The organism is Pseudoalteromonas sp. SWYJZ98 (assembly GCF_015864495.1).
Lineage (GTDB): Bacteria > Pseudomonadota > Gammaproteobacteria > Enterobacterales > Alteromonadaceae > Pseudoalteromonas > Pseudoalteromonas distincta.
The window spans coordinates 52,823-75,686 of record NZ_JADYXA010000009.1; the positions used below are offsets into that span (position 1 = coordinate 52,823).

A 22,864-nucleotide genomic window follows, 5' to 3' on the forward strand; every position below is an offset into this window, starting at 1 on the left:
ATGAAAAAATTAATGTTAGCGGGTGCCATGTTGTGCACAAGTATTAGTGCATTTGCAAATGGCGTTGCTGTAACACCAGATGCTAATGATCCTATTATTACTAAATTTGCCGAGCTTGGTGTAACTGTAAAGCAAATTAACCCAAGCCCAGTAGCGGGTTTAAAAGAGTTGATCACTAATAAGGGCGTGCTTTACGCAAGTCCAGATGGTCAATTTTTAATGCAAGGTACGTTAATCGATTTAAATAATCGTAACAACTTAACAGAGCAAGCATTAAACGGCGTGCGTGTTGAGGGCATTAAAGAATACGAAGATTCGATGATTGTGTACAAAGCACCAAACGAAAAACACAGTATTACCGTATTTACCGATATTAGCTGTGGTTACTGTCGTAAATTACATCGCGAGTTAGACGATTTACTTGATGCGGGTATTACCGTTAAGTACCTTGCGTTTCCACGTGGTGGCTTACAAGGTTCAGGCTACGCCGATTTAATGAACGTATGGTGTGCACGCGATCAGCAAGAAGCACTAACAGAAGCTAAGTCGGGTACAAGCACTAAAGTAGTTGCAGGCTGTAGCGCACCGGTTGCAGAGCATTATCAGCTTGGTCAAAGCTTTGGTATTAGCGGCACACCTGCCATTATTTTAGAAGATGGTACGATGATCCCAGGTTACCAGCCAGCAGCAGCACTAAAAGCAGCATTAGATGCTAACAAAGCGTCGTAATACGTTTTATAGCTAATAAAAAGGCCTTAATGGCCTTTTTTTGTCTTTTTAATACGACCCAATAAGTTAAAACTCTGCATGAAAAAACTAATCATTGCGCGTGAAAACGTTGACGACTCGCATCTACCGAGTAATTTACACCCTGTAATTAAACAAATTTATGCTAACCGCAATGTATTTAATGCCGACGAGCTAAATAACAGCGTAGCTACGCTTCACGACTTTAAATTGTTTAAAGATATCGACAAAGCCAGCGATTTACTAATTGAGGCATTAAAGACGCAAAGCCAAATATTAATAGTCGGCGATTTTGATGCTGATGGCGCAACAAGCACTGCAACATTAATGCAAGGCCTTGAGATGTTTGGCTTTAAGCATTTAGATTACTTAATTCCTGACCGGTTTAGCTTAGGTTATGGTTTAAGCCCCGCACTTGCAGAGCAAATAGTACAAATAAAGCCTGATTTAGTGATCACCGTAGATAACGGCATATCGTGTATTGCTGGTATTGATATTTTAAAAGCGGTTGGTATAAAAGTGCTGGTAACAGATCACCACTTACAAGGTGAGCAGCTGCCAAATGCAGATGCAATAGTAAACCCAAACAGGCATGAATGTGATTTTCCGTCTAAATCCATTGCTGGCGTTGGCGTTGCTTTTTACTTATTAATAGCACTGAGAAGCGTAATGCGAGACTTAGGTTATTTTGAGCAGCAACCGCCGCCTAATTTAGCTAACTTGCTCGACATTGTAGCGCTTGGTACGGTTGCTGACGTGGTCGCACTTGATGCAAATAACCGCACCTTAGTACATCAAGGTTTAGCACGTATTCGCAGTGGTAAAACACGCCCAGGCATTACCGCGCTTATTGAGGTGGCTAACCGCAATGCTGCGCGCTTAAGCGCAAGCGACTTTGGCTTTTCACTTGCCCCGCGTTTAAATGCAGCAGGGCGATTAGACGACATGAGTTTGGGTATAGCATGCTTACTTAGCACCGATATAAACCAAGCACGTAGTATTGCCAGCGAGCTTGATAGCTTAAACTTTGCAAGGCGCGAAATAGAACAAGGCATGCAAGCCGAGGCGCAAGCCGTGCTTGATAGACTCGCATTTAGCGACGATAACGTCCCTGATGCAATCTGCTTGTTTCAAGACGATTGGCACCAAGGTGTTATTGGTATTTTGGCTGGTCGCTTAAAAGAAAAGTACCACCGACCAACCGTTATATTTGCTGGTGGCGAAAATGGTGAAATAAAAGGTTCGTGCCGCTCTATAGAAGGGTTGCACATGCGCGACTTACTCGAAGGGCTTAATACTGCTGAGCCACACTTAATTAATAAATTTGGTGGCCACGCAATGGCCGCTGGTTTAAGTATTAATGAGCAACACTTTAACGACTTTAAAAAGGCATTTGATGCTGCAGTGAGTGCGCAACTGAGTGAAGAAAGTAAGCGCTGTATTGTATTTACCGACGGTGAGCTGCCAAACGACTGCTTTACGATGGAGTTTGCTCAGCTATTAAAGCAATCGGGCCCTTGGGGGCAACAATTTCCTGAGCCGGTGTTTGAGCACACATTTGAAGTAATACAGCAGCGCATAGTCGGCGAAAAGCACTTAAAACTTGTATTAAAGCATCAATCAGGGCGATTAGTTGACGCCATTGCCTTTGGTATTGATGTAAAAGAATGGCCCGACACAGAAGCGAAGTTTGTAAAAGTAGCCTATCAACTCGATATAAATGAGTTTAGAGGTAAATTTACGCTGCAATTAATAGTTAGAGAGCTTGAAAAAGTGCACTAAAAAATATGCACAAATCATGCATAAAAGGCTAATAAAGCGCGCGGTTTTTTGTTAAAATCGGGCGTTTTTATCATTTGACGATAATTTGTTGCGAAAATCCCATGTAAAGGGGCGCAATTACCTAGCCATTTTGGAGTGATGTACATGTTTGAAGTGAATCCTGTGATTAACCAAATCAAGGAAATTCGCGAACGTACTGAATTGCTTCGGGGGTACCTTTGACTACGCTCTTAAACAAGAACGCCTAGAAGAAGTTAACGCCGAACTTGAAGATTCAGCCGTATGGAATGAGCCTGAACGAGCACAAGCGCTTGGCCGTGAAAAATCAGCATTAGAGGCTGTTGTTGAAACAATCGACAACCTTGTAGCCGGTACTGACGACGTTGAAGGTCTACTTGAACTTGCTGTAGAAGCCGAAGATCAAGATACCTTTGATGAAGCACAAAGCGAACTTAGCGATCTAAACGAGCAGTTAGAAGGTTTAGAGTTTCGTCGTATGTTTTCAGGTCCTCATGACTCAAACGATGCGTACCTTGATTTACAATCGGGTTCTGGCGGCACTGAAGCACAAGACTGGTGTAACATTCTACTTCGTATGTATTTACGTTGGGGCGAGGCTAAAGGCTTTAAAGTTGAGCTAGTTGAAGCAACCGACGGTGATGTTGCCGGTATTAAAGGCGCAACAGTTCGCTTTGTTGGCGAATACGCTTACGGTTGGTTACGTACAGAAACAGGCGTTCACCGTTTAGTGCGTAAAAGCCCGTTTGACTCAAGTGGTCGTCGTCATACCTCATTTGCTTCTGCGTTTGTATACCCAGAGATTGACGATAATATTGAAATTGATATTAATCCGTCAGACCTACGTATAGACGTTTACCGTGCATCAGGCGCGGGTGGTCAGCACGTTAACACCACCGAATCGGCGGTTCGTATTACTCACGTACCAACAAATACCGTAGTGCAGTGTCAAAACGAGCGTTCACAGCATAAAAATAAAGCCCAAGCGATGAAGCAGTTAAAAGCTAAATTATTTGAGCTTGAGCTACAGCAGCAAAATGCTGAAAAACAAACGCAAGAAGACGCTAAATCTGATATAGGTTGGGGTAGCCAAATACGTTCATACGTACTTGATGACGCACGTATTAAAGATTTACGTACAGGCGTTGAAAACCGCAATACCCAATCGGTACTTGACGGTAACTTAGATAAATTTATTGAAGCCAGCCTTAAATCTGGCCTATAACCACCAAGCTAATAAAGAGCTAAAAAATGACTGATAAAATCCAAGACGAAAACAAGTTAATCGCTGAGCGTCGCGGCAAGTTAGACGCGATACGCGAAAATTGCCCAGCCAACGGTCATCCAAACCAATTCCGTCGTGAGCATTACACGGCTGATTTGCAAGCCCAGTTTGGTGATAAGAGCAAAGAAGAATTAGTTGAACTACAAGAAGTTGTGTCTATTGCTGGACGTATTTTAGCAAAGCGTGGACCGTTTTTTGTAATTCAAGACATGAAAGGTCGCGTACAAGCGTATGCATCTAAAGATGTTCAAAAAGACCTTAAAGAAAAATATGGTCAGCTAGACACTGGCGATATTATAGGTGTTAAAGGCGCGCTAAATAAATCGGGCAAAGGCGATTTATACGTAGAAATGACTGAGTATCAATTACTAACTAAGTCACTTCGTCCGTTACCTGAAAAATTCCATGGCTTATCAGATCAAGAAACAAAGTACCGCCAACGTTATGTTGACTTAATTACTAACGAAGCAACGCGCGAAACATTCCGCATTCGCTCACAAGTAGTTGAAGGTATTCGTCGCTTTTTAGCAGACCGTGACTTTATGGAAGTAGAAACACCTATGCTACAGGTTATACCAGGTGGTGCATCTGCGCGTCCGTTTGTAACTCACCATAACGCGCTTGATATCGACATGTACCTACGTATAGCGCCAGAGCTTTACTTAAAGCGCTTAGTGGTAGGTGGTTTTGATCGTGTATTTGAAATTAACCGTAACTTCCGTAACGAAGGGTTATCTACACGTCACAACCCAGAGTTTACAATGATTGAATTTTACCAAGCATACGCTGATTACATCGACCTGATGAACATCACCGAAGATATGCTACGTACTGTTGCAGAAAACGTACTAGGTAGTGCAATTGTAGTTAATACAACTAAAGACGAAAACGGCGAAGTTATCGATTCAGTTGAATACGACTTTGGCCAACCGTTTACACGTTTAAGCATGGCAGATGCTATCTTAAAATATAACCCTGAGTTTGATGCTGCGGTATTTAACGACCCAGAAAACCACTTTGAAGAGTTAAAAGCGTACGCTAAACAAGTGCACGTTAAAATTCCTGAAAACTGTGTTTGGGGTCCAGGTAAGTTTCTTTGTGAAATATTTGAAGAAACAGCAGAGCACATGCTTATTCAACCTACGTTTATTACTGGTTACCCGTGGGAAGTATCACCACTTGCACGCCGTAACGACGAAAACCCATTTGTTACCGACCGTTTTGAGTTTTTTGTTGGCGGTCGTGAACTTGCAAATGGTTTCTCTGAGCTTAACGATGCACAGGATCAAGCTGAGCGCTTTACTCGTCAAGTTGAAGAGAAAGACGCAGGCGATGATGAAGCAATGCACTACGACGAAGACTACATACGCGCACTAGAGTACGGCTTACCGCCAACGGCTGGTGAAGGTATTGGTATTGACCGTTTAGTAATGTTGTTTACTGATTCATCAACAATTAAAGACGTTATTTTGTTCCCGCATATGCGTCCACAAGCTGACTAATCTTTAGTAGAACAAAGTAAGTTAATAAACGCCGCTTAATAGCGGCGTTTTTTTGCTTATAATTAGTGTTTTAATTAATAAGTACTACACTAAAAATTAAAGGTAATTATTAGTGCTGATTAATGTGCAATTCAGCTTCACTAACTTATTGTTATTGGAAGTTTTTAATATTAAAACTAACAGTGCTATAACTTTTTAGTATGATTGTTTTTTAAACATATGTTGTGTTTATACAAAGATTTTAGCTAGAATACGCACGAAATTTACACTGCTGGTATTTAGCAGTTAAATATAGATTCTTAAAGGACTTAGAATAATAGTATGAAAGACAAACGAGTAGATGATTTATCAGAAGAATGCACATCAGAGCAAGAACGAAACGCTTACTACCGTGCTTGTATCGCTGAATTTCAACAATTAGGTTACCAAGAACAGTATTTGGCTCAGTTAACTGATGACTTAGTTCCCGTGCTAGGTGTTAATCCTTCAAATAAAAATACGTAACCCGCTTAAATTTCAAACTAATTACACTTTTAAACCAAGCATATGTGCAATCTGTAACCATATAGTCGTTTTTGGTAGAAAAGTGTTTGACATATTTTCTGAAATCTTTATTATACGCCCCACAAGACGGAGAGGTGTCCGAGTGGCCGAAGGAGCTCCCCTGCTAAGGGAGTATAGAGTTTGTAGCTCTATCGAGGGTTCGAATCCCTCCCTCTCCACCATTTCTTTTAATGGCGTGTTTTGTAAAATTTTAAAGTATGGGTGCATAGCTCAGCTGGATAGAGTACTCGGCTACGAACCGAGCGGTCGGAGGTTCGAATCCTCCTGCGCCCACCANAGCTGGATAGAGTACTCGGCTACGAACCGAGCGGTCGGAGGTTCGAATCCTCCTGCGCCCACCATACTTTAATAACTCGCTTAGAGTCTAAATAAGCAAAAGCTCTACTTAGAGTTAAAATAAGTAAACTATAAAGTGGGTGCATAGCTCAGCTGGATAGAGTACTCGGCTACGAACCGAGCGGTCGGAGGTTCGAATCCTCCTGCGCCCACCACTTTATAGACTCTCACTTAGAGTAAAAACAAGTAATAGTAAAAATGAAAGCGGGTGCATAGCTCAGCTGGATAGAGTACTCGGCTACGAACCGAGCGGTCGGAGGTTCGAATCCTCCTGCGCCCACCACTTTATAGACTCTCACTTAGAGTAAAAACAAGTAATAGTAAAAATGAAAGCGGGTGCATAGCTCAGCTGGATAGAGTACTCGGCTACGAACCGAGCGGTCGGAGGTTCGAATCCTCCTGCGCCCACCACTTTCATGTTTTCATACACTTTTAAGTGTAAGAAAAATAAGCCGATGGAAATCGGTTTTTTTATGCCTGAATTAATACGCTCTGCTTAGAGTTTAAATAAGCAATCTATGAAAGTGGGTGCATAGCTCAGCTGGATAGAGTACTCGGCTACGAACCGAGCGGTCGGAGGTTCGAATCCTCCTGCGCCCACCACTTTCATAAACAAGCCGACATTAAGTCGGTTTTTTTGTGCCTAAAATAAAGTGAAATAAAGTGAAGTGTAGGTTTAGGCGAATTGAGAACCAAGCAGTCGGAGGTTCACTCTTACAAGATACGTCCTGCGCCCACCACTTTCATAAACAAGCCGACATTAAGTCGGTTTTTTGTGCCTGAAATAAAGTGAAGTGTAGGTTTAGGCGAATTGAGAACAAGCAGTCGGAGGTTCACTCTTACAAGATACGTCCTGCGCCCACCACTTTCATAAACAAGCCGACATTAAGTCGGTTTTTTTATGCCTGAAGTGTGAGAAAGTCTTCAGCTATCAGTTAAACCGAACTAAACACCACAGTTAAAATTCCAAGACGCACAGGCAAGCTCACTGACTTCGATGTGATAAATGATAGCTAATCATTTATCAATGAGAGATACAAGACGTAGGGCTTGCTTACGTTAGAAGCGCAGCTTCTGATTTATAATGTTTTAATCACTTCTCTAAAAGCGCAGCGCCTCTTAACCTCTTTGTGAATAACGCCCTTAAAAACTAAAATGCACAAAGAAAAGTGAAAGAGGAGTAAATGAGAAGTCCAAAATCACCATGAGTATTTAAACGCCTTTAAGCTACGATCTACAAATAATACCACCGCCAACTTTTCAATGTAGGCGAAGAGCTTACTCACGTAGAAGTGCCGCTTCTTCTAGCTACGAATCAGACGGTCATAGGTTCACTCTTACAAGATACGTCCTGCGCTTAGCATTTCTATTACTAATTAGGTTAATAGAAAATAAACCGATGAAAGTCGGTTTTTTATTCAAAGTAAACTGTAAAATAAGGCGTAAGTTCGCTTTGAGTTCATAAAATTGAAGGTCTACTGTTTAAAAACTCTAATCCAATACGTTCTAATATCGGCTTGTATTATATCTAACTCGCTTTGGCGTATTTGACTAGTATTCAAAAAAGACCCTATGGATACTGTGAAGCTGTTACATAAAAGTTACAAAATTAACGTTCACACACACATCAAAAGGTCGAACATGCACACAATAAATAAAACAGCATTATCAATAGCCGTTGCATTGGCTTGCTCAATGCCACTTCATGCTCAAGAGGCTTCCACTGAAGAAATACAAACACCAGAGAAAAAAGCTAGCTCGTTAGAAATTATTTCTGTAACAGCAACTAAACGTAAAACTAGACTTATGGAAACCCCAGTTGCCATTACGGCATTGACTGAAGCAGAACTAAGACAAAATGGGGTTAACAGCGTTAAAGATATAGCTAACCTAGTGCCAGGGTTAGATATCTCCACAGCGACGGATCAATCAGCTCCAGTTATTTCTATGCGTGGTGTACGCTCTACTAATATTACCGAGCTTGGCGACCCTGCTGTTGGCGTTCATCTTGATGGTATTTACTCACCAAGAATGCAAGGTGCACTTGCTTTAATGTATGACATTGAACGAGTTGAGGCATTAAGGGGGCCACAAGGCACGCTATTTGGTCGAAACTCTACAGTTGGTAGCATTAATGTTATTTCAGCAAAACCGGAGTTTACTCACTTATACGGCAATGTGAACGTTGAAGCAGGTAAATACAACAGCAAAAATATTGATGGCGTAATTAATATTCCAATTAATGACGAATTTGCAGTACGGTTTTCTGGCAAAGGATTAAAACGAGATTCTTACCTTGAAGGTTACTACGATCCTAACCAATACGACTCAAGACGATTAAGCGACGATATACTCAATGCTCCTGTTATCTCAGAGGATTCTTATCAAGGTATTGGCCAAACAGTCACGCAGCGAGAAAACTGGTGGATTGATGGTGCAGGCACAAATCCAGAGGCGCAAAAAGTTCGCCAATTAACCCCCGCAGAAAAAGACGACTTTTATAACAACGCTAATGAATACTCTTTCAGAATTAGTACGCTTTGGGAGCCGTTAGATGGTGGCTTTTCAAATCATACCGTTTTTCAAAAGTACGTAAATAACAGCAACAATAATCTCGATTTAGTTAATTGCGATAAAATTCGCGGTAGAAGTGAAGAGCTGGGCGGCGATTGCGCAAACTTTTTACCTAGTGACAATACATATCAAGCTGTTGTAAATGTGCCAGGTAAGCTTAATTTAGATATCACCTACCTTAGAAATACCCTTAACTACGATATCAGTGATGAATATTCGCTTGTATGGCTACTTGGGTATGAGGATATGGAACGCTCTTCAGCACAAGATAGCGAAGTCGGCCTCGATCCTTGGGATGGGGCAACGTACTTTTTAGATGGCACTGGTGCTGAATCTTTTTCTACAGAAGTGCAATTACAATCTGACGAATACGGCGATTTTATTTGGATTGTTGGTGCTAACTATTTCCACGAAAAAACCACGACCTTAGGTTATTACGATAACCCAATGGACGATAAAGCCTTTTGGGATCAACCTGATCGCTCTACAGACGCATTCGCTTTGTTTGGCCAAGGTACATACAATTTAACTGAAAAATTACATCTAACACTTGGTTATCGTTTTAGTGATGAAACGAAAGAAGATAAAGGAGGCAAAACATACCGCTGCTCTAATGCCGATGGTTGCGCTGTTGGTTGGTTAAATAGAACAGATCTAAATAACTTACCAGTTGATTACTACGAAGATCCTTCAATTTATGCGTCATACTTTGCAAACGATAATAAAGGAAGTTGGCAGCATCATGACTTTCGTGTTGGTTTAGACTACGACATTTCACCTGAAACGATGGTTTATACCTATCTTGCCAGTGGTTTTAAAGCCGGCGGAATTGGTGATGTATATGAAGTCGTAAATGATAGAACGGGTGACGTAACACGCTTTGAAACTAAGTTCGACCCAGAAGAAGTACTTACATGGGAGCTTGGCGCTAAATCGAGCTTTTTTGATAATTCATTAAACTTAAAAGCCGCGTTTTTCTACACAGATTACACCGACATGCAATACGCATCAGTGGGCTCAATCGGTAACGTAGAGCGCTTATCTGTGGTAGAAGATGAAGATGGCTCTCCCGTTTTAGATAGCAATGGCGAGCCTGTACTTGATTTTCAAAACAAGCCTGTGATTGCTTATTACACACAAAATGTTCCTAGTTCAACAATCAAAGGTATTGAGCTTGAGTTTGATTGGAAGCCATATCCAAGCGGGCGTATCACCGGTTATGTAACCTGGACCGATGCCAAAGTGACGGACGATTGGAATACTAAGTGGGATTACGATGCTGAGTATCTTTTTGATATTTCTTATGAGGAATCAAAAAATCCTGAAAATACACTGCTATCAACCAATCTTAAAGGCAATAACCTAGCGATGACGCCTAAGTTCACGGCAAACATCAGCTACACACATACATTTGATTTAGGTGAATATGGTTTTATCCATAGTTGGCTTAATGCGAGCTGGAAAGATGAATCGTACTCAACAGTATGGAATGTTGATAAACACTTAGATGATATGGACTTTAGCGTGTCGGACGAGGCGACAAAATACATTGACGATAGCCGAGATGCATTTGCAGTCTATAACGCGTCAATTAAATATGAGCCGCAAGGACAAAGCTGGTACGCAGAAGTATTCGTTAATAATGCCTCTGATGAAACTATTCAATATTGGAATAATACTAGCAAAGGAATTCCAAAAGGCAGCTTTGGCATGCCAAGGTATTACGGTGTAAGAGCTGGTTTTTCATTCTAGATAACCTAACCACAATTAAACTTCCCACAGTCAATATACCACTGTGGGAGGTGTACAATTTAAATAAGGATCAATAATGAAAACTAAGCTTATTAGCTCGTTAGTTGCAGGTTGTGTGTTTATCTCACCTTTTACATATGCCAATTATTTTAAAGATAATTTTTCATGGGGTTACGATAATACCATTTGGAATGCGCGAAGTGGCGACAATGGCTCGCCTTTTGGCTGTGAATTTTCCCCTGCAATGATTAACCCAAGCCAACAGGGGATCACGCTTTCATTATCGCAAGGCGCATGTGCCGAGCTGCAAAGTAATAATTTTTATGGCTTTGGCAAAGTGCAAGGCAGTGTTAAGTCAGGAAATACACAAGGCACTGTGTCTTCCATTTTTACTTACACATCGTGGTGGGATTCACCCGGCAGAGCATGGCAAGAGATAGATATTGAGCTTTTACCCTCCCTTGGGAACGTTGTTCATACCAATGTGATTTATCAGCCGCAAGGTGGCACTTATCAAAGCTGGGAAAAGGACATCGACTTAAGTCAGTTTGGGCTTGATTACAGAGAAAACTTATTAACTATTGGCTTTGATTGGTCTAGCAACTCGATTCGTTGGTACTTGTACGACGCTCAAGGAAATGAGCAAACATTAAGAGTGCTCTACAAAGACAATGGCGATGGTCATTTAGCTGAAAATGAAATTCCCGCGTATGCATGGCCGATGGATAATACAAAAATAATGATTAACCAATGGAATGGTGATAACTCAACCGAAGGCTATTACTTCCCAGGTCAATACTATGGCAGTCCGTCGTGGGCCTATTATGATTTTATTGAATATATTCCAAATTAAATCAATCGCTTCATGTTTTTTAAAACGATATTTTTACTCGAAGGTTTTTAATGTTTCAGATCAAAAATTCTAAATTATTACGTTGCCTATTTTCGTTAGTTGCCGCGTTAACATGTCAGTATTCATATAGTGCTGAAAATGTGCAGGTAAAATGGCCGAATGTGAACACTAAGCTCAAACGCGATCCCGCTGTAGAAGCGCAAATTGAACAGCTGCTCGCAAAGATGACCATAGAGCAAAAAGTAGCACAAATGATTCAGCCCGAAATTGGTTACTTAAGTGTTGAGCAAATGCGTAAATATGGGTTTGGTTCATACCTCAATGGTGGTAATACAGCGCCCTATGGCGACAAACGCGCTGATCAGGCCACATGGTTAAAATATGCGGATGAAATGTACCTAGCATCAATGGACTCAACGAAAGACGGTATTGCAATACCGACTATTTGGGGAACCGATGCCATGCATGGGCATAGCAATGTTTATGGCGCTACGTTATTTCCGCACAATATTGGCTTAGGAGCTGCGCATGATGCCGATTTAATTAAACGCATAGGCCAAGCAACAGCGAAAGAAGTGTCAGCCACTGGGATTGAATGGAGTTTTGCTCCTACTGTCGCTGTAGTCAGAGATGATCGCTGGGGCAGAACCTATGAAAGTTACTCAGAAGACCCTGAATTAGTTAGGCTGTATGCGGGTAGTATGGTGACAGGTATTCAAGGTGATATAGGCGCTGACTTTTTAAAAGGCAGTAACCGTATTGCCACCGCAAAACATTTTGTGGGCGATGGTGGCACTGAGCGAGGCGTTGATCGCGGAAATACGCTTATCGATGAAAAAGGATTAAGAGATATTCATAGCGCAGGTTACTTTTCGGCTATTAATGAAGGTGTGCAATCAGTGATGGCATCCTTTAATAGTTGGAATGGCAAACGTGTGCATGGCGATAAACACTTATTAACGGATGTACTTAAAAACCAACTTGGTTTTGATGGGTTTGTAGTCAGTGATTGGAATGCTCACAAGTTTGTAGAAGGCTGCGATTTAGAGCAATGTGCGCAAGCAATTAACGCCGGCGTTGATGTGATTATGGTACCAGAGCATTTTGAAGCGTTTTATCATAATACTGTTAAGCAAGTGAAAGACGGTGTAATAGCCGAATCAAGAATTAACGATGCCGTTAGACGTTTTTTAAGGGCTAAAATCCGCTGGGGTGTTTTTGTTAAAGGAAAGCCATCTTCACGACCTGAATCACAACACTCACAGTGGTTAGGTGCCTCCCAGCATCGTACGTTAGCAAGAGAAGCGGTTCGTAAGTCACTCGTTCTATTAAAAAACAACGAAAACGTGCTGCCAATCAAAGCGAGTAGCCGCATCTTAGTTGCCGGCAAAGGCGCGAATGCAATTAATATGCAAGCGGGTGGCTGGAGTGTTTCTTGGCAGGGCACAGACAATACCAATAGTGACTTTCCTAATGCGACCTCTATTTATGCAGGTTTAAAGTCGCAAGTATTAAAAGCAGGCGGTGAAATAAGCTTAAGTGAGTCTGGTGAATATAAAACCAAGCCAGATGTAGCCATTGTTGTTATTGGTGAAGAGCCTTATGCTGAGTGGTTTGGTGATATAGAAATGCTAGAGTTTCAGGATGAAAGCAAACATGCCCTTGCACTGCTGAAAAAACTTAAGGCAGACAATATTCCGGTAGTTACCGTATTTTTAAGTGGTCGCCCGCTTTGGGTCAGTAAAGAGCTCAATGCATCGGATGCCTTTGTTGCTGCATGGTTACCAGGCTCTGAGGGTGAGGGGGTTGCAGACGTATTATTAACAGATAAAAACGGTAACAGCCAGTTTGATTTTACCGGTAAGTTGAGTTTTTCGTGGCCTAAATACGACAATCAATTCAGCCTTAACTTAGGGGATGTAGATTACGACCCGCTCTTTGCCTACGGCTACGGGCTAACTTATCATGACGCAATAAATATGCCTATTGTGAGTGAAGCAACGAGCCCTAAAAAAATCGTTAAAAGCGATGCACATCCACTGTTTGTAAAAAGTTTAGCTAAAAATGTCACATGGGCGTTGGCCGATACAACAGCAAAGGTTTTAACTAGTGGTTCATCGGCCACCAGTGGCGATAAAAAAAGTTTGTTAATGCAATCGGTTAATTTATCGTATCAAGAGGATGCAAGGCAGTTTAAGTGGCAATCTCAATCCTCAGATGCAACGCTTAGCCTAAGTTACTTAAAACCTACGCTACTCGAACGCAAATTTAAATCAGGTTACCTTGAGCTAAAAATGCGATTAGATAAAGCTCCAGAGCAAGGTGCACAGTTACAAGTAATGTGTAATTTAGATAACTGTTTAAGAAGTATTGATTTTTCATCGTTTGAAAAAACAATGGTAGATAAGCGCTGGCATACTTTATCAATCGCACTCAATTGCGCCGATAGCGAACTGATTGAACAAACCATGTCAGATGTAATTCGTATTTCAGCTCAGCGTTTAAGTTTAGCAGTTGCAGATATCGCGTTGACTGCAAAACCTAATAATGACGCATTATCAATCACGTGCTCAAAATAAATAAGGCAAAGGCAGTTGATAATAAGTAAGCTATTCAACTGCCTTTAAAGTTGGACGTATTAATTTGAATTCCAAAAATCCCAGAAGTCATCTTTTCTGGTTGTTTCAGAGCTGCGGTTGGATTGTGTATGCAATGTTGACCGAGCTAATGATAAAAATACCAAGCGACGAGCCATGGTCGATACACATTCCGCATTTAATTATTGATGTAGCGTGTGGCTTTTTAATCACCTTACTTTTAAGAAGGGCTTATAACTGCTCAAATAGGCAAGGGATTAAAGTTAAAATAGCACTGCATCTGGTGCTGCTGTTAACTGCCACATTCATTTGGACACAAATTAAATGGGCGTCTTTGCAGTGGTTATATGGCAATTGGTGGCTTTCAATGACATGGTTTGACTTTGGTACATGGACGTCTGCATCGTTAACTATGCTCTCAACGTGGACTGCTTTTTATTACGGGATCAAAATATATCTCGACAATTTAGAGCAAACTCAAAAAGCCGCTGAAGCGACACACCTAGCGAAAGAGTCACAGCTAAAAATGCTTCGATATCAGCTTAATCCGCATTTTATGTTTAACAGCATTAATGCTATTTGCACCTTAATCTTAAAAAAAGAAAGTTTGCAGGCAGTTAATATGCTCGAAAAGCTTTGTGATCTACTGCGCCATAGCTTGTATACCGATCCACTTGAAAAAGTAGCGATTAAAGAAGAAATTGCCATATTAAAAACCTACTTAGATATAGAGCAATGTCGATTTGCCGACCGGTTAGAGGTTAATATTAGCGTTGATGAACCATGCAACGATTTATTAATACCTTCTTTATTAATTCAACCATTGGTAGAAAACGCGTTAAAACATGGTATGCGAGCAGATCAAAAAATGGTGATCACAATTAATGTTGAAAAAACAAAATCCGCATTGCTCATTAAAGTTGCAGATACTGGTAAAGGGTTTGACGACAATAAAAAATCTAAAAGGGGCATTGGCTTGGCTAATTGCGAGCAACGCTTAAAATTAATGTATGGAAATAGTCATCGCATTGAAAAAGGCAATGCCAAATCAGGCGGCGCATGGCTTTGTATTTCTCTTCCTATTAATGGTTTGCAATAATGATTCAATTAAAAACATTACTTGTTGATGATGAATACAGCGCTATTGAAGGCTTGCGTATTCGTTTAGAAGCCTTTGCTGAAATTGAAGTGATTGGCAGTGCACAAAGTGTTGATGAAGCTATTAACGTACTTAACAAACATGACGTTGATTTAGTTTTTCTAGATATAGAAATGCCAACAAAATCAGGCTTTGAACTAATTAAACATTTTCAACCAGAAAGCTGCCCAGCGGTTATTTTTGTTACTGCGTTTCACCAGCATGCCGTTAAAGCATTTGAGGTAAGAGCCCTTGACTACTTACTCAAGCCCGTTAAATTAGCTCGCCTATCAGAAGCCATAGAAAGAGTAGTAAAAACAGAGCAACTCCACAGAAAAAACACATTGATTGAAGTACACCAATCGCTGATAGAAAACGAGCATCAAGAATTAGAAAGCTCAAAAAACTCAGAGTATAAATTTGAAGCCGAAAACTTGGTCATCCAAGATGCTAAAAACCCAATTCAAATAATTCCGTTTAAAGATATTTTATGGATTGATGCCGCAGGCGATTATATGTGTGTTCATACACTGGCTGAAACCCATGTAATGCGAGCGCGTTTAAAAGATCTTGAAAAAAATACCCTGCCAGAAGACTTCTTACGCATACATAAATCAACGATTGTTAATTTAAGCCACATTAAACAGCTCAACCCATTACGTAATTCTGAATATATGGCGGTGTTAGATAACGAAAAAACACTCAAGGTAAGTAGAACGTACAGTAAAAACTTAAAGAGCTTAATAAAACAATAACGGTGGTTTTTTAGTTACACCATCGTCAACATTATCAATGTGGACGTAGTGCTTACTCACGTTAGAAACACAGTTTCTCATTGCTAAAACCTAAAACCTAAAACCTGCGCGAGGTAAACTCCCGCCTACAATATAAAAATTGCGCTTGCAAAAGGCTCGGTGTTTTATTTTTATTACCTGACCGCTGACCGCTGACCGCTGACCGCTGACCGCTGACCGCTGACCGCTGACCGCTGACCGCTGACCGCTGACCGCTGACCGCTGACCGCTGACCGCTGACCGCTGACCGCTGACCGCTGACCGCTGACCGCTAATTCTTAAAACCTGAGCTGCTCTTTAAACTTAGCTATGTTATTTTAAACGCCTTGTTTAAAAGGATATTGCAGTATGTTTAAAACCCTATTTATTACTTTATTTTTTATTTTTAGCGCCATTTTTATTGCAAGCGTGCACGCCCACGAAGTTAATAACTCACTTGTAGTAGGTGCGCAACAATATGCTAAATATTTACCGCAGTTAAAAAATAAACGTGTAGGGCTAGTCGTTAATCAAACATCAATGGTGGGGCAAACTCACTTAGTAGATGCGCTGCTGACTAAAAATATTAATATAACTAAAATTTTTGCACCTGAGCATGGCTTTCGTGGCGATCACGATGCGGGCACCCATGTGAAAAATGCCGTTGATGGTAAAACAGGTATTCCACTTATTTCTATTTACGGTAAAAATAAAAAACCAAGCCAAGCTGCTTTAGCCGATGTTGATGTGATTATTTTTGACATTCAAGATGTGGGAGTGCGTTTTTATACCTACATAAGCTCTATGCACTACATGATGGAAGCCGCTGCAGAGCAGGGGATAGAATTTTTAGTGCTCGACAGGCCCAACCCAAATATTGCCTACGTTGATGGGCCAATATTAGAGCCAGAATTTAAATCGTTTGTAGGAATGCACCCAATTCCTGTTTTACACGGCATGACCGTTGGCGAACTTGCCAAAATGATCAAGGGCGAGGGCTGGATCAATAAAGCGCCCGATTTAAAATTAACGGTGATCCCTGTTGATCATTACACTCGCAAAAGTACATACAGCTTGCCTGTAAAACCCAGCCCTAACTTACCTAACGATCAAGCCATTGCGCTTTACCCATCACTTTGCTTTTTTGAGGCAACGCCTATTAGCATTGGTAGAGGCACCGACTTTGCATTTCAAGTAATTGGCTATTCGCCAGTAGCATTAGGTGATTTTAATTTTACACCGCGCGCAATTAAAGGCGCTGCTTTAAACCCTAAATTTAAAAACCAAACCGTGCAAGGGCTCGATTTAAGACAAGCAAATATTACAGGTTTAAATTTAACTTACTTAATAAATGCGTACACGGAGCTTAGTAAAAATAACATCTCGTTTTTTGAGCGTGCTGACTTTATGGATAAGCTAGCGGGTACTAATAAATTGCGCTTAGCTATTGAAGCAGGGCAATCAGAAGCGCAAATAAAACAAAGCTGGCAGGCGGGACTTGCACAATTTAAAGCGCAAAGAGCGCCTTACTTGTTATATAAATAAGGGCTAAGCATGTTTATTGCTTTAAAAAATCAAAGGTATGGTTATATCAAACAAGCATTTATAGTGGCATTGAGCTTTATTATTGTGGGTTGTAGTACACCACCTGAGCCTATTAGCTCGGTGCTACCACTTACAAAAAGCCAGCTTGTAGAGCTGCCTAATGCACAAGTGGTTGTAACGTTTCCTGAGGTAAATCCAAGTAGCCGGTTTTATGTAAATAACCGAGGAACGTTTAAAGCTTACAAAGGGCGCGGGCAATTATTAATACAAAACCACAACGCACAAAGCGCCGATATTTACATTAATAATAAAAAGCTCGACGTTAACCAACTAAGCGCCAACACCTTATACAATTACAGTTTGGCAAAAAATACTCACAACGGTGTTAATACCTTTAAAGTTGAAAATATTCTCCCTGCTGGCGCAAGTTTAACGCTGCGTTTTGCATTTCCTACTTTAAGCGATGAACCAAAAAAGCATATAGATTTCAATGAAGTAGACACATTAATTGAACGCGATGTAAAAGCAGGTTTTCCTGGGGCTGTATTGGCCGTTATTAAAAATGGTGAGCTAATAAAGTTAACCGCCTATGGCGATGCAAAGCAATATCAGCAAAGTGATTTAATGCTACTTCGCCCAGAGCCCATGCAAACTAATACTTTGTTTGATCTTGCCTCAAACACCAAAATATTTGCCACAAACTTTGCACTTATGAAATTAGTAAGCGAAGGGTTATTAAATATTAATAAATCCGTACAAAGCTACCTAAGCGAATATAAAGGTGAAGGGCGAGCAAAGCGCACAGTAAAAGACTTACTCACACACAGCGCCGGATACCCGCCAGTATTTGACTTTCATCGTAAAGATGGCAGCTACGGCGACGCGTTTTATTCGCAAAACAGTAAAACCACCAAACAGCTATTACTTACCAGCGTGCCTTTTAGTAGTAAATCATCTGGGCAGCATGTTTACTCAGATATTGATTACATGATTTTAGGCGTACTCATTGAGCGCATAACTGGGCAGCCCCTTGACGAATACCTAGAGCAGCAAGTGTACGCGCCATTAAAATTAACTAACACGTTATTTAATCCACTTAAAAAAGGCTTTAAGCCGCAGCAATTTGCAGCCACTGAGCTTAGCGGCAACACACGAGACGGGCGTATTAAGTTTGATAATGTTCGCACCAGTGTTTTACAAGGCCAAGTGCATGATGAGCGCGCTTACTATTCTCTTGATGGCGTAGCAGGGCATGCAGGATTATTTAGTAATGCTCATGACTTAGCGGTGCTTTGCCAGCTATTACTAAATAATGGTGGCTACGGCGACCAACAATTATTTAGTGCAAGCGCCTTAGCGCAATTTTTAACGCCGCAACCAAGCGATGAGACCTACGGGCTTGGCTTTAGACTTGCTGGTAACAACCAAGCAAGGCGCTGGCACTTTGGCCCTTATGCAAGCGCGCAGGCTTATGGCCACACAGGTTGGACGGGTACAGTGACCGTAATTGACCCCGCTTACGACTTGGCTATTGTTTTACTTACCAATGCTCGCCACAGTGCAATTAAAGGCTCGCAAAAACGTTACGAATTTACAGGTAAACAATTTGAAACCGCGCAGTACGGATCGGTAGTGTCGCTTATTTATGAAGCGCTACTAAATCAATAAGCTATCGTATAGGTTAAAACGTACTAACAGCATTACTCTAAGTGATTTATTTACAGGTGACTTGAGTAAGGCAATCCATTAAGCTAAGCGGTTTACAAATCTAAGCCAGTTTATGCTGCTAGGCTTAACAAATAAGCGATAAAACGCGTACAAAGCGAGAGTGGCTCGCTAATAATTAAGGTTAACTTTTTATGCATTGGTATTCTATTTTACCGCCGCTAATTGCGATTGCTATCGTGTTTTGGCGAAAAGAAGTGATTATGGCGCTACTTGTTGCTGTTGCTTCTTCTGAGTTTTTACTTGCCTTTCAGGGCGAAGGTAATAGCTTGTTTGACACTTTTTTAAATACCATTGAACGTATTATTTCGGTTGCCAGCTCGCCAGGTAATACACGCATATTAATATTTAGTATTTTAATTGGTGCACTGCTTGCCTACATTCGCGAATCTGGCGGCGTTGCAGCAACTGTTAATATGCTAATGAACAAAGGAATTGCAAAAAGTAAGCGCCAAGTGGGCTTTTTAACCATGTTTACCGGCATTGCAGTGTTTATAGAATCTAACTTGAGCGTACTTACCTCGGGTATTTTATCGCGTGGCTTATTCGACAAATTTAAAATGAGCCGAGCGCGTCTAGCGTACATTATTGATAGCACCAGTGCGCCAGTGTGTATTTTAATACTACTCAATGGCTGGGGTGCGTTTGTACTTGGTTTGTTAGGTAACTACGAGCTAGGTGAGTCGGCTGTATCGGTGTTATGGGGCAGCGTAGGGTATAACTTTTACGCCATAATTACCCTTGCCATTGTTTTTTACACCATCGCGTTTGATAAAGTGCATGGCCCAATGAAAGAAGCCGAAGAAAAACTAGAGCTTCAAACAACTGACTTAAAAGAAGAAGTAAAAGGCTCTAAAGCGCGTTACATGTTAATCCCGCTTATTACGCTTATTACCAGCATGGTTGGCTTTATGTACTACACCGGTAATGGTGTATTAGCCGAGGGCAGCGGCTCTAAATCAGTATTATATGCAACGGTTTTAGCCATTGTTGTCGCTTACTTTTTAATGATTGGCTCACGTAAATTTACCCATCATCAATTAGTTGATACCGGCTTTAAAGGTATGGGCGAATTAATGCCACTGGTCGCCATTGTACTGCTTTCGCTTACACTTGGCGCAAGCTTAAAAGAGTTGGGTACTGGTGTATTTGTAGCGTCACTTGTTGGCGACTATTTACCTATTTACTTAATAGTACCGGTGCTGTTTTTAACCGGCGCAGTTATGTCGTTTACTACGGGTACATCGTGGGGCACGTTTGCTATATTAATCCCAATTGGTGTGCCACTTATTCAAGCGCTAGGTTTACCACCGTCGCTTGTGGTAGGTGCTATTTTGGGTGGTGGTATATTTGGCGATCATTGCTCGCCTATATCCGACACCAGCGCTGTATCGGCTATTGCATCGGGGTGTGACTTACTCACCCACGTTAAAACGCAGCTACCATATGCCTTATTTGGTGGCGGCCTTACGTTTTTAGCGTACTTAATAACAAGTATTATTGTTTTATAAAATACAATTACTTAAATAGTCAAAAGCCTGCTTATTGCAGGCTTTTTTGTTTTTAAATTAAGACCGAGGCTAGTAATACCAAACTTAACGACGCTCTAGCTATTAAATAAACTATTTAAATATAGACTGAAGTACCCGTATTTATATTTTTTAGGTTATTGTATAGCATGAGCTTTAAGCTTTTTGGTAGCTATAAATTCTTACTTTTTAACTCATATAAGGCTGTAAACCCACACTATGTTTGTAATTGATAATATCATTCTCGTTAGTGCCATTTTAATTTTACTTGGAGTGATCTCGAGCAAGTTATCTGCACGCGTTGGCTTACCAGTGCTGGTGCTATTTTTACTTGTAGGTATGCTCGCAGGTGAAGATGGTATTGCAGGTATTTCATTCGACAACGCAGAGGCCGCACATGCTCTGGGTACTCTAGCGCTTGCTATTATTCTATTTGATGGTGGCTTACAAACGCCCACCAGTTCAATTAAACAAGTGTGGAAACCCGCGTCTGCTTTAGCAACCATCGGTGTGTTATTTACCGCTGTAATTACAGGCCTTGTGGCCACTTATATTTTAGACCTACCCATATTACAAGGTGTATTACTGGGCGCCATTGTTGGTTCTACAGATGCTGCAGCCGTGTTTGCACTTTTACGAAGTGCGGGTATTCACTTGAATAAAAAGCTTAAATCGACCCTTGAAATAGAAAGCGCCTCGAACGATCCAATGGCTATTTTTCTAACGGTTGGTTTGCTCGAAATGCTCGTTAATGACATGCCAGTAGGGCTGGGTTTACTACAGTTATTTGCTCAACAAATGGGTGTTGGCGCTATTTGTGGTCTTTTAATTGGTAAAATATCGGTTTGGTTTATTAATCGAATTAAACTAAATGCATCGGGTTTGTATTTAGTAATGGTAACCGCATTTGGACTGCTTTCATTTGGCCTTTCTGCAACGCTCGGCGGCAGTGGATTTTTAGCTGTTTTTATAACGGGTGTTATTTTAGGGAACAGTAAATTTGTATATAAACGCGGTATTTTTCTGTTTCATGACGGCTTAGCATGGCTTGGGCAAATAACCATGTTTGTTGTATTAGGCCTCCTTATTAATCCGTCGTCATTGGTTGATGTATGGTTAGAAGGACTGCTTATTGCACTGGCACTCATTTTTGTTGCTCGCCCATTAGCGGTAGCGCCTATTTTAAAACTGTTTGGCTTTAATAATCGCGAAACCTTGTTTGTATCTTGGGTTGGCCTTAGAGGCTCAGTACCCATTATTTTAGCTATATTCCCATTACTATTTGGCCTTTCAGGGGCAGAACTTATTTTTAACGTTGTTTTTTTCGTGGTGTTAATTTCAGCCACGTTACAGGGCTCAACAATGCCGTGGATGGCTAAAAAACTAAACTTAGTAGAGCCGCCACCTGATTTGGCTGCTGCAACACTCGAAATCACAGCACTAAACGATATTGATATAGAAATTGTAGAATACACTTTAAGTGACGTTTCTCGGGTTTCTGGGCGCAACTTGTCACATGCTGCACTTCCTGAGAGTGTGGTTGTTGCTATGATTACACGGGGTCCGTCAATCATACCGCCTCGAGGCTCAACTAAGTTAAAACCAAACGATCATTTATTTGTTGTTTTAAAACCAGATAACAGACCTTTTGTTGATTTAGTTTTTACAGCAACTGATAAAACAAACCATCAAGATAGCCACTTAGCGCACAACGAACTTAAAGTGAAAGGGGTAACGTTGGTAGGCGATATATTTTACTCTTACCATATGCACATAGACGCCCCAGAGGGCATAAGTTTGGAAGAAGTAATTAACCAAAAGCTTTCAGGAGAAGTCAGTAAAAGCGATATTGTTGTTATTGGTAATGTGCAAATACGCGTTATAACAATGGTGCATACACGCATAGTTACCATTGGCTTAAAGTACTTAAATAATCCAGAAAAGCGACTTTTAAAGCAGTAATCATTAACAGTGATTTGTTTAGCTGTACTAGCTCAGACTTGATCTGACAGTTACCCATTTTTCTAATGGTGACTGTTAGATTTGAGCTAATACAATCTATATCAAAGATGAATACAACAAAATTACTAAAGAGCAATATCGTGATTTTATAGAGCTTTCCTCACTATTAGATTACATGGGCG

General features: G+C 40.9%; 15 protein-coding genes and 6 tRNA genes. 20 read left to right on the top strand and 1 reads right to left on the bottom strand.

The window, feature by feature from the left end; translation table 11 throughout:
- From dsbC to I6F10_RS08580, 16 genes are all read left to right on the top strand, one after another.
- Positions 1-729, top strand: a complete 729-nt coding sequence (gene dsbC, locus I6F10_RS08505) for a bifunctional protein-disulfide isomerase/oxidoreductase DsbC (protein WP_002961417.1) — start codon at positions 1-3, stop codon at positions 727-729.
- A 78-nt stretch (positions 730-807) separates the two neighbouring features.
- The gene (gene recJ, locus I6F10_RS08510) at positions 808-2,529 is read left to right on the top strand and encodes a single-stranded-DNA-specific exonuclease RecJ (protein WP_165743912.1); all 1,722 of its coding nucleotides are present in this window, start codon (positions 808-810) and stop codon (positions 2,527-2,529) included.
- Positions 2,530-2,673: 144 nt separating this feature from the next.
- Positions 2,674-3,772, top strand: a protein-coding gene (gene prfB, locus I6F10_RS08515; RefSeq protein ID WP_100218355.1) for a peptide chain release factor 2 whose coding sequence is annotated in 2 segments (ribosomal slippage) — positions 2,674-2,748 and positions 2,750-3,772 — 1,098 coding nt in all. Because the reading frame shifts where the segments join, the coding sequence is not laid out codon by codon here.
- 26 nt (positions 3,773-3,798) lie between these two features.
- Positions 3,799-5,334 (top strand): lysine--tRNA ligase, encoded by a 1,536-nt coding sequence (lysS, locus tag I6F10_RS08520; protein ID WP_002961420.1) that lies wholly within the window; start codon positions 3,799-3,801, stop codon positions 5,332-5,334.
- A gap of 321 nt (positions 5,335-5,655) precedes the next feature.
- Positions 5,656-5,838 (top strand): hypothetical protein, encoded by a 183-nt coding sequence (locus I6F10_RS08525; protein WP_010553261.1) that lies wholly within the window; start codon positions 5,656-5,658, stop codon positions 5,836-5,838.
- Between the two features lie 128 nt (positions 5,839-5,966).
- Positions 5,967-6,059, top strand: a tRNA-Ser gene (locus tag I6F10_RS08530).
- A gap of 38 nt (positions 6,060-6,097) precedes the next feature.
- Positions 6,098-6,174: transfer RNA gene (locus tag I6F10_RS08535), tRNA-Arg, on the top strand.
- 138 nt (positions 6,175-6,312) lie between these two features.
- A tRNA-Arg gene (locus tag I6F10_RS08540) sits at positions 6,313-6,389 on the top strand.
- A 51-nt stretch (positions 6,390-6,440) separates the two neighbouring features.
- Positions 6,441-6,517 (top strand) — tRNA-Arg (locus I6F10_RS08545).
- A gap of 51 nt (positions 6,518-6,568) precedes the next feature.
- A tRNA-Arg gene (locus I6F10_RS08550) sits at positions 6,569-6,645 on the top strand.
- Between the two features lie 115 nt (positions 6,646-6,760).
- Positions 6,761-6,837: transfer RNA gene (locus I6F10_RS08555), tRNA-Arg, on the top strand.
- A 1,038-nt stretch (positions 6,838-7,875) separates the two neighbouring features.
- A complete protein-coding gene (locus I6F10_RS08560) occupies positions 7,876-10,560 on the top strand; it encodes a TonB-dependent receptor (protein WP_165744131.1) in 2,685 nt (894 codons plus the stop codon).
- Between the two features lie 76 nt (positions 10,561-10,636).
- A complete protein-coding gene (locus I6F10_RS08565; protein WP_165744130.1) occupies positions 10,637-11,413 on the top strand; it encodes a family 16 glycosylhydrolase in 777 nt (258 codons plus the stop codon).
- Between the two features lie 50 nt (positions 11,414-11,463).
- Positions 11,464-13,992: a glycoside hydrolase family 3 protein gene (locus tag I6F10_RS08570; RefSeq protein ID WP_165744129.1), complete on the top strand. Its 2,529-nt coding sequence runs from the start codon at positions 11,464-11,466 to the stop codon at positions 13,990-13,992.
- A gap of 133 nt (positions 13,993-14,125) precedes the next feature.
- Positions 14,126-15,109: a sensor histidine kinase gene (locus tag I6F10_RS08575; RefSeq protein WP_165744128.1), complete on the top strand. Its 984-nt coding sequence runs from the start codon at positions 14,126-14,128 to the stop codon at positions 15,107-15,109.
- Positions 15,109-15,903: a LytR/AlgR family response regulator transcription factor gene (locus I6F10_RS08580; RefSeq protein ID WP_165744127.1), complete on the top strand. Its 795-nt coding sequence runs from the start codon at positions 15,109-15,111 to the stop codon at positions 15,901-15,903. Before I6F10_RS08575 ends, I6F10_RS08580 begins: the two co-directional genes overlap by 1 nt.
- 90 nt (positions 15,904-15,993) lie before the next feature.
- Here I6F10_RS08580 and I6F10_RS20455 read toward each other — a convergent pair whose 3' ends face one another.
- Positions 15,994-16,218, bottom strand: coding sequence for a hypothetical protein (locus tag I6F10_RS20455; protein WP_331461825.1), 225 nt, complete (start codon positions 16,216-16,218; stop codon positions 15,994-15,996).
- A 72-nt stretch (positions 16,219-16,290) separates the two neighbouring features.
- Between I6F10_RS20455 and I6F10_RS08585 the strand changes: the two genes are divergently transcribed.
- From I6F10_RS08585 to I6F10_RS08600, 4 genes are all read left to right on the top strand, one after another.
- Entirely contained in the window at positions 16,291-17,466 is a 1,176-nt protein-coding gene (locus I6F10_RS08585) for an exo-beta-N-acetylmuramidase NamZ family protein (RefSeq protein ID WP_165744126.1), read from the top strand.
- A 9-nt stretch (positions 17,467-17,475) separates the two neighbouring features.
- Positions 17,476-19,134, top strand: coding sequence for a penicillin binding protein PBP4B (gene pbp4b / locus I6F10_RS08590; RefSeq protein ID WP_165744125.1), 1,659 nt, complete (start codon positions 17,476-17,478; stop codon positions 19,132-19,134).
- Positions 19,135-19,325: 191 nt separating this feature from the next.
- Positions 19,326-20,702 carry a Na+/H+ antiporter NhaC family protein gene (locus I6F10_RS08595; protein WP_165744124.1) on the top strand — a complete coding sequence of 459 codons (1,377 nt, stop codon included), beginning with the start codon at positions 19,326-19,328 and terminating at the stop codon, positions 20,700-20,702.
- A 237-nt stretch (positions 20,703-20,939) separates the two neighbouring features.
- On the top strand, positions 20,940-22,682 hold the full coding sequence (locus I6F10_RS08600; protein WP_165744123.1) for a potassium/proton antiporter: 1,743 nt from the start codon (positions 20,940-20,942) through the stop codon (positions 22,680-22,682).
- Positions 22,683-22,864: the final 182 nt, after the last annotated feature.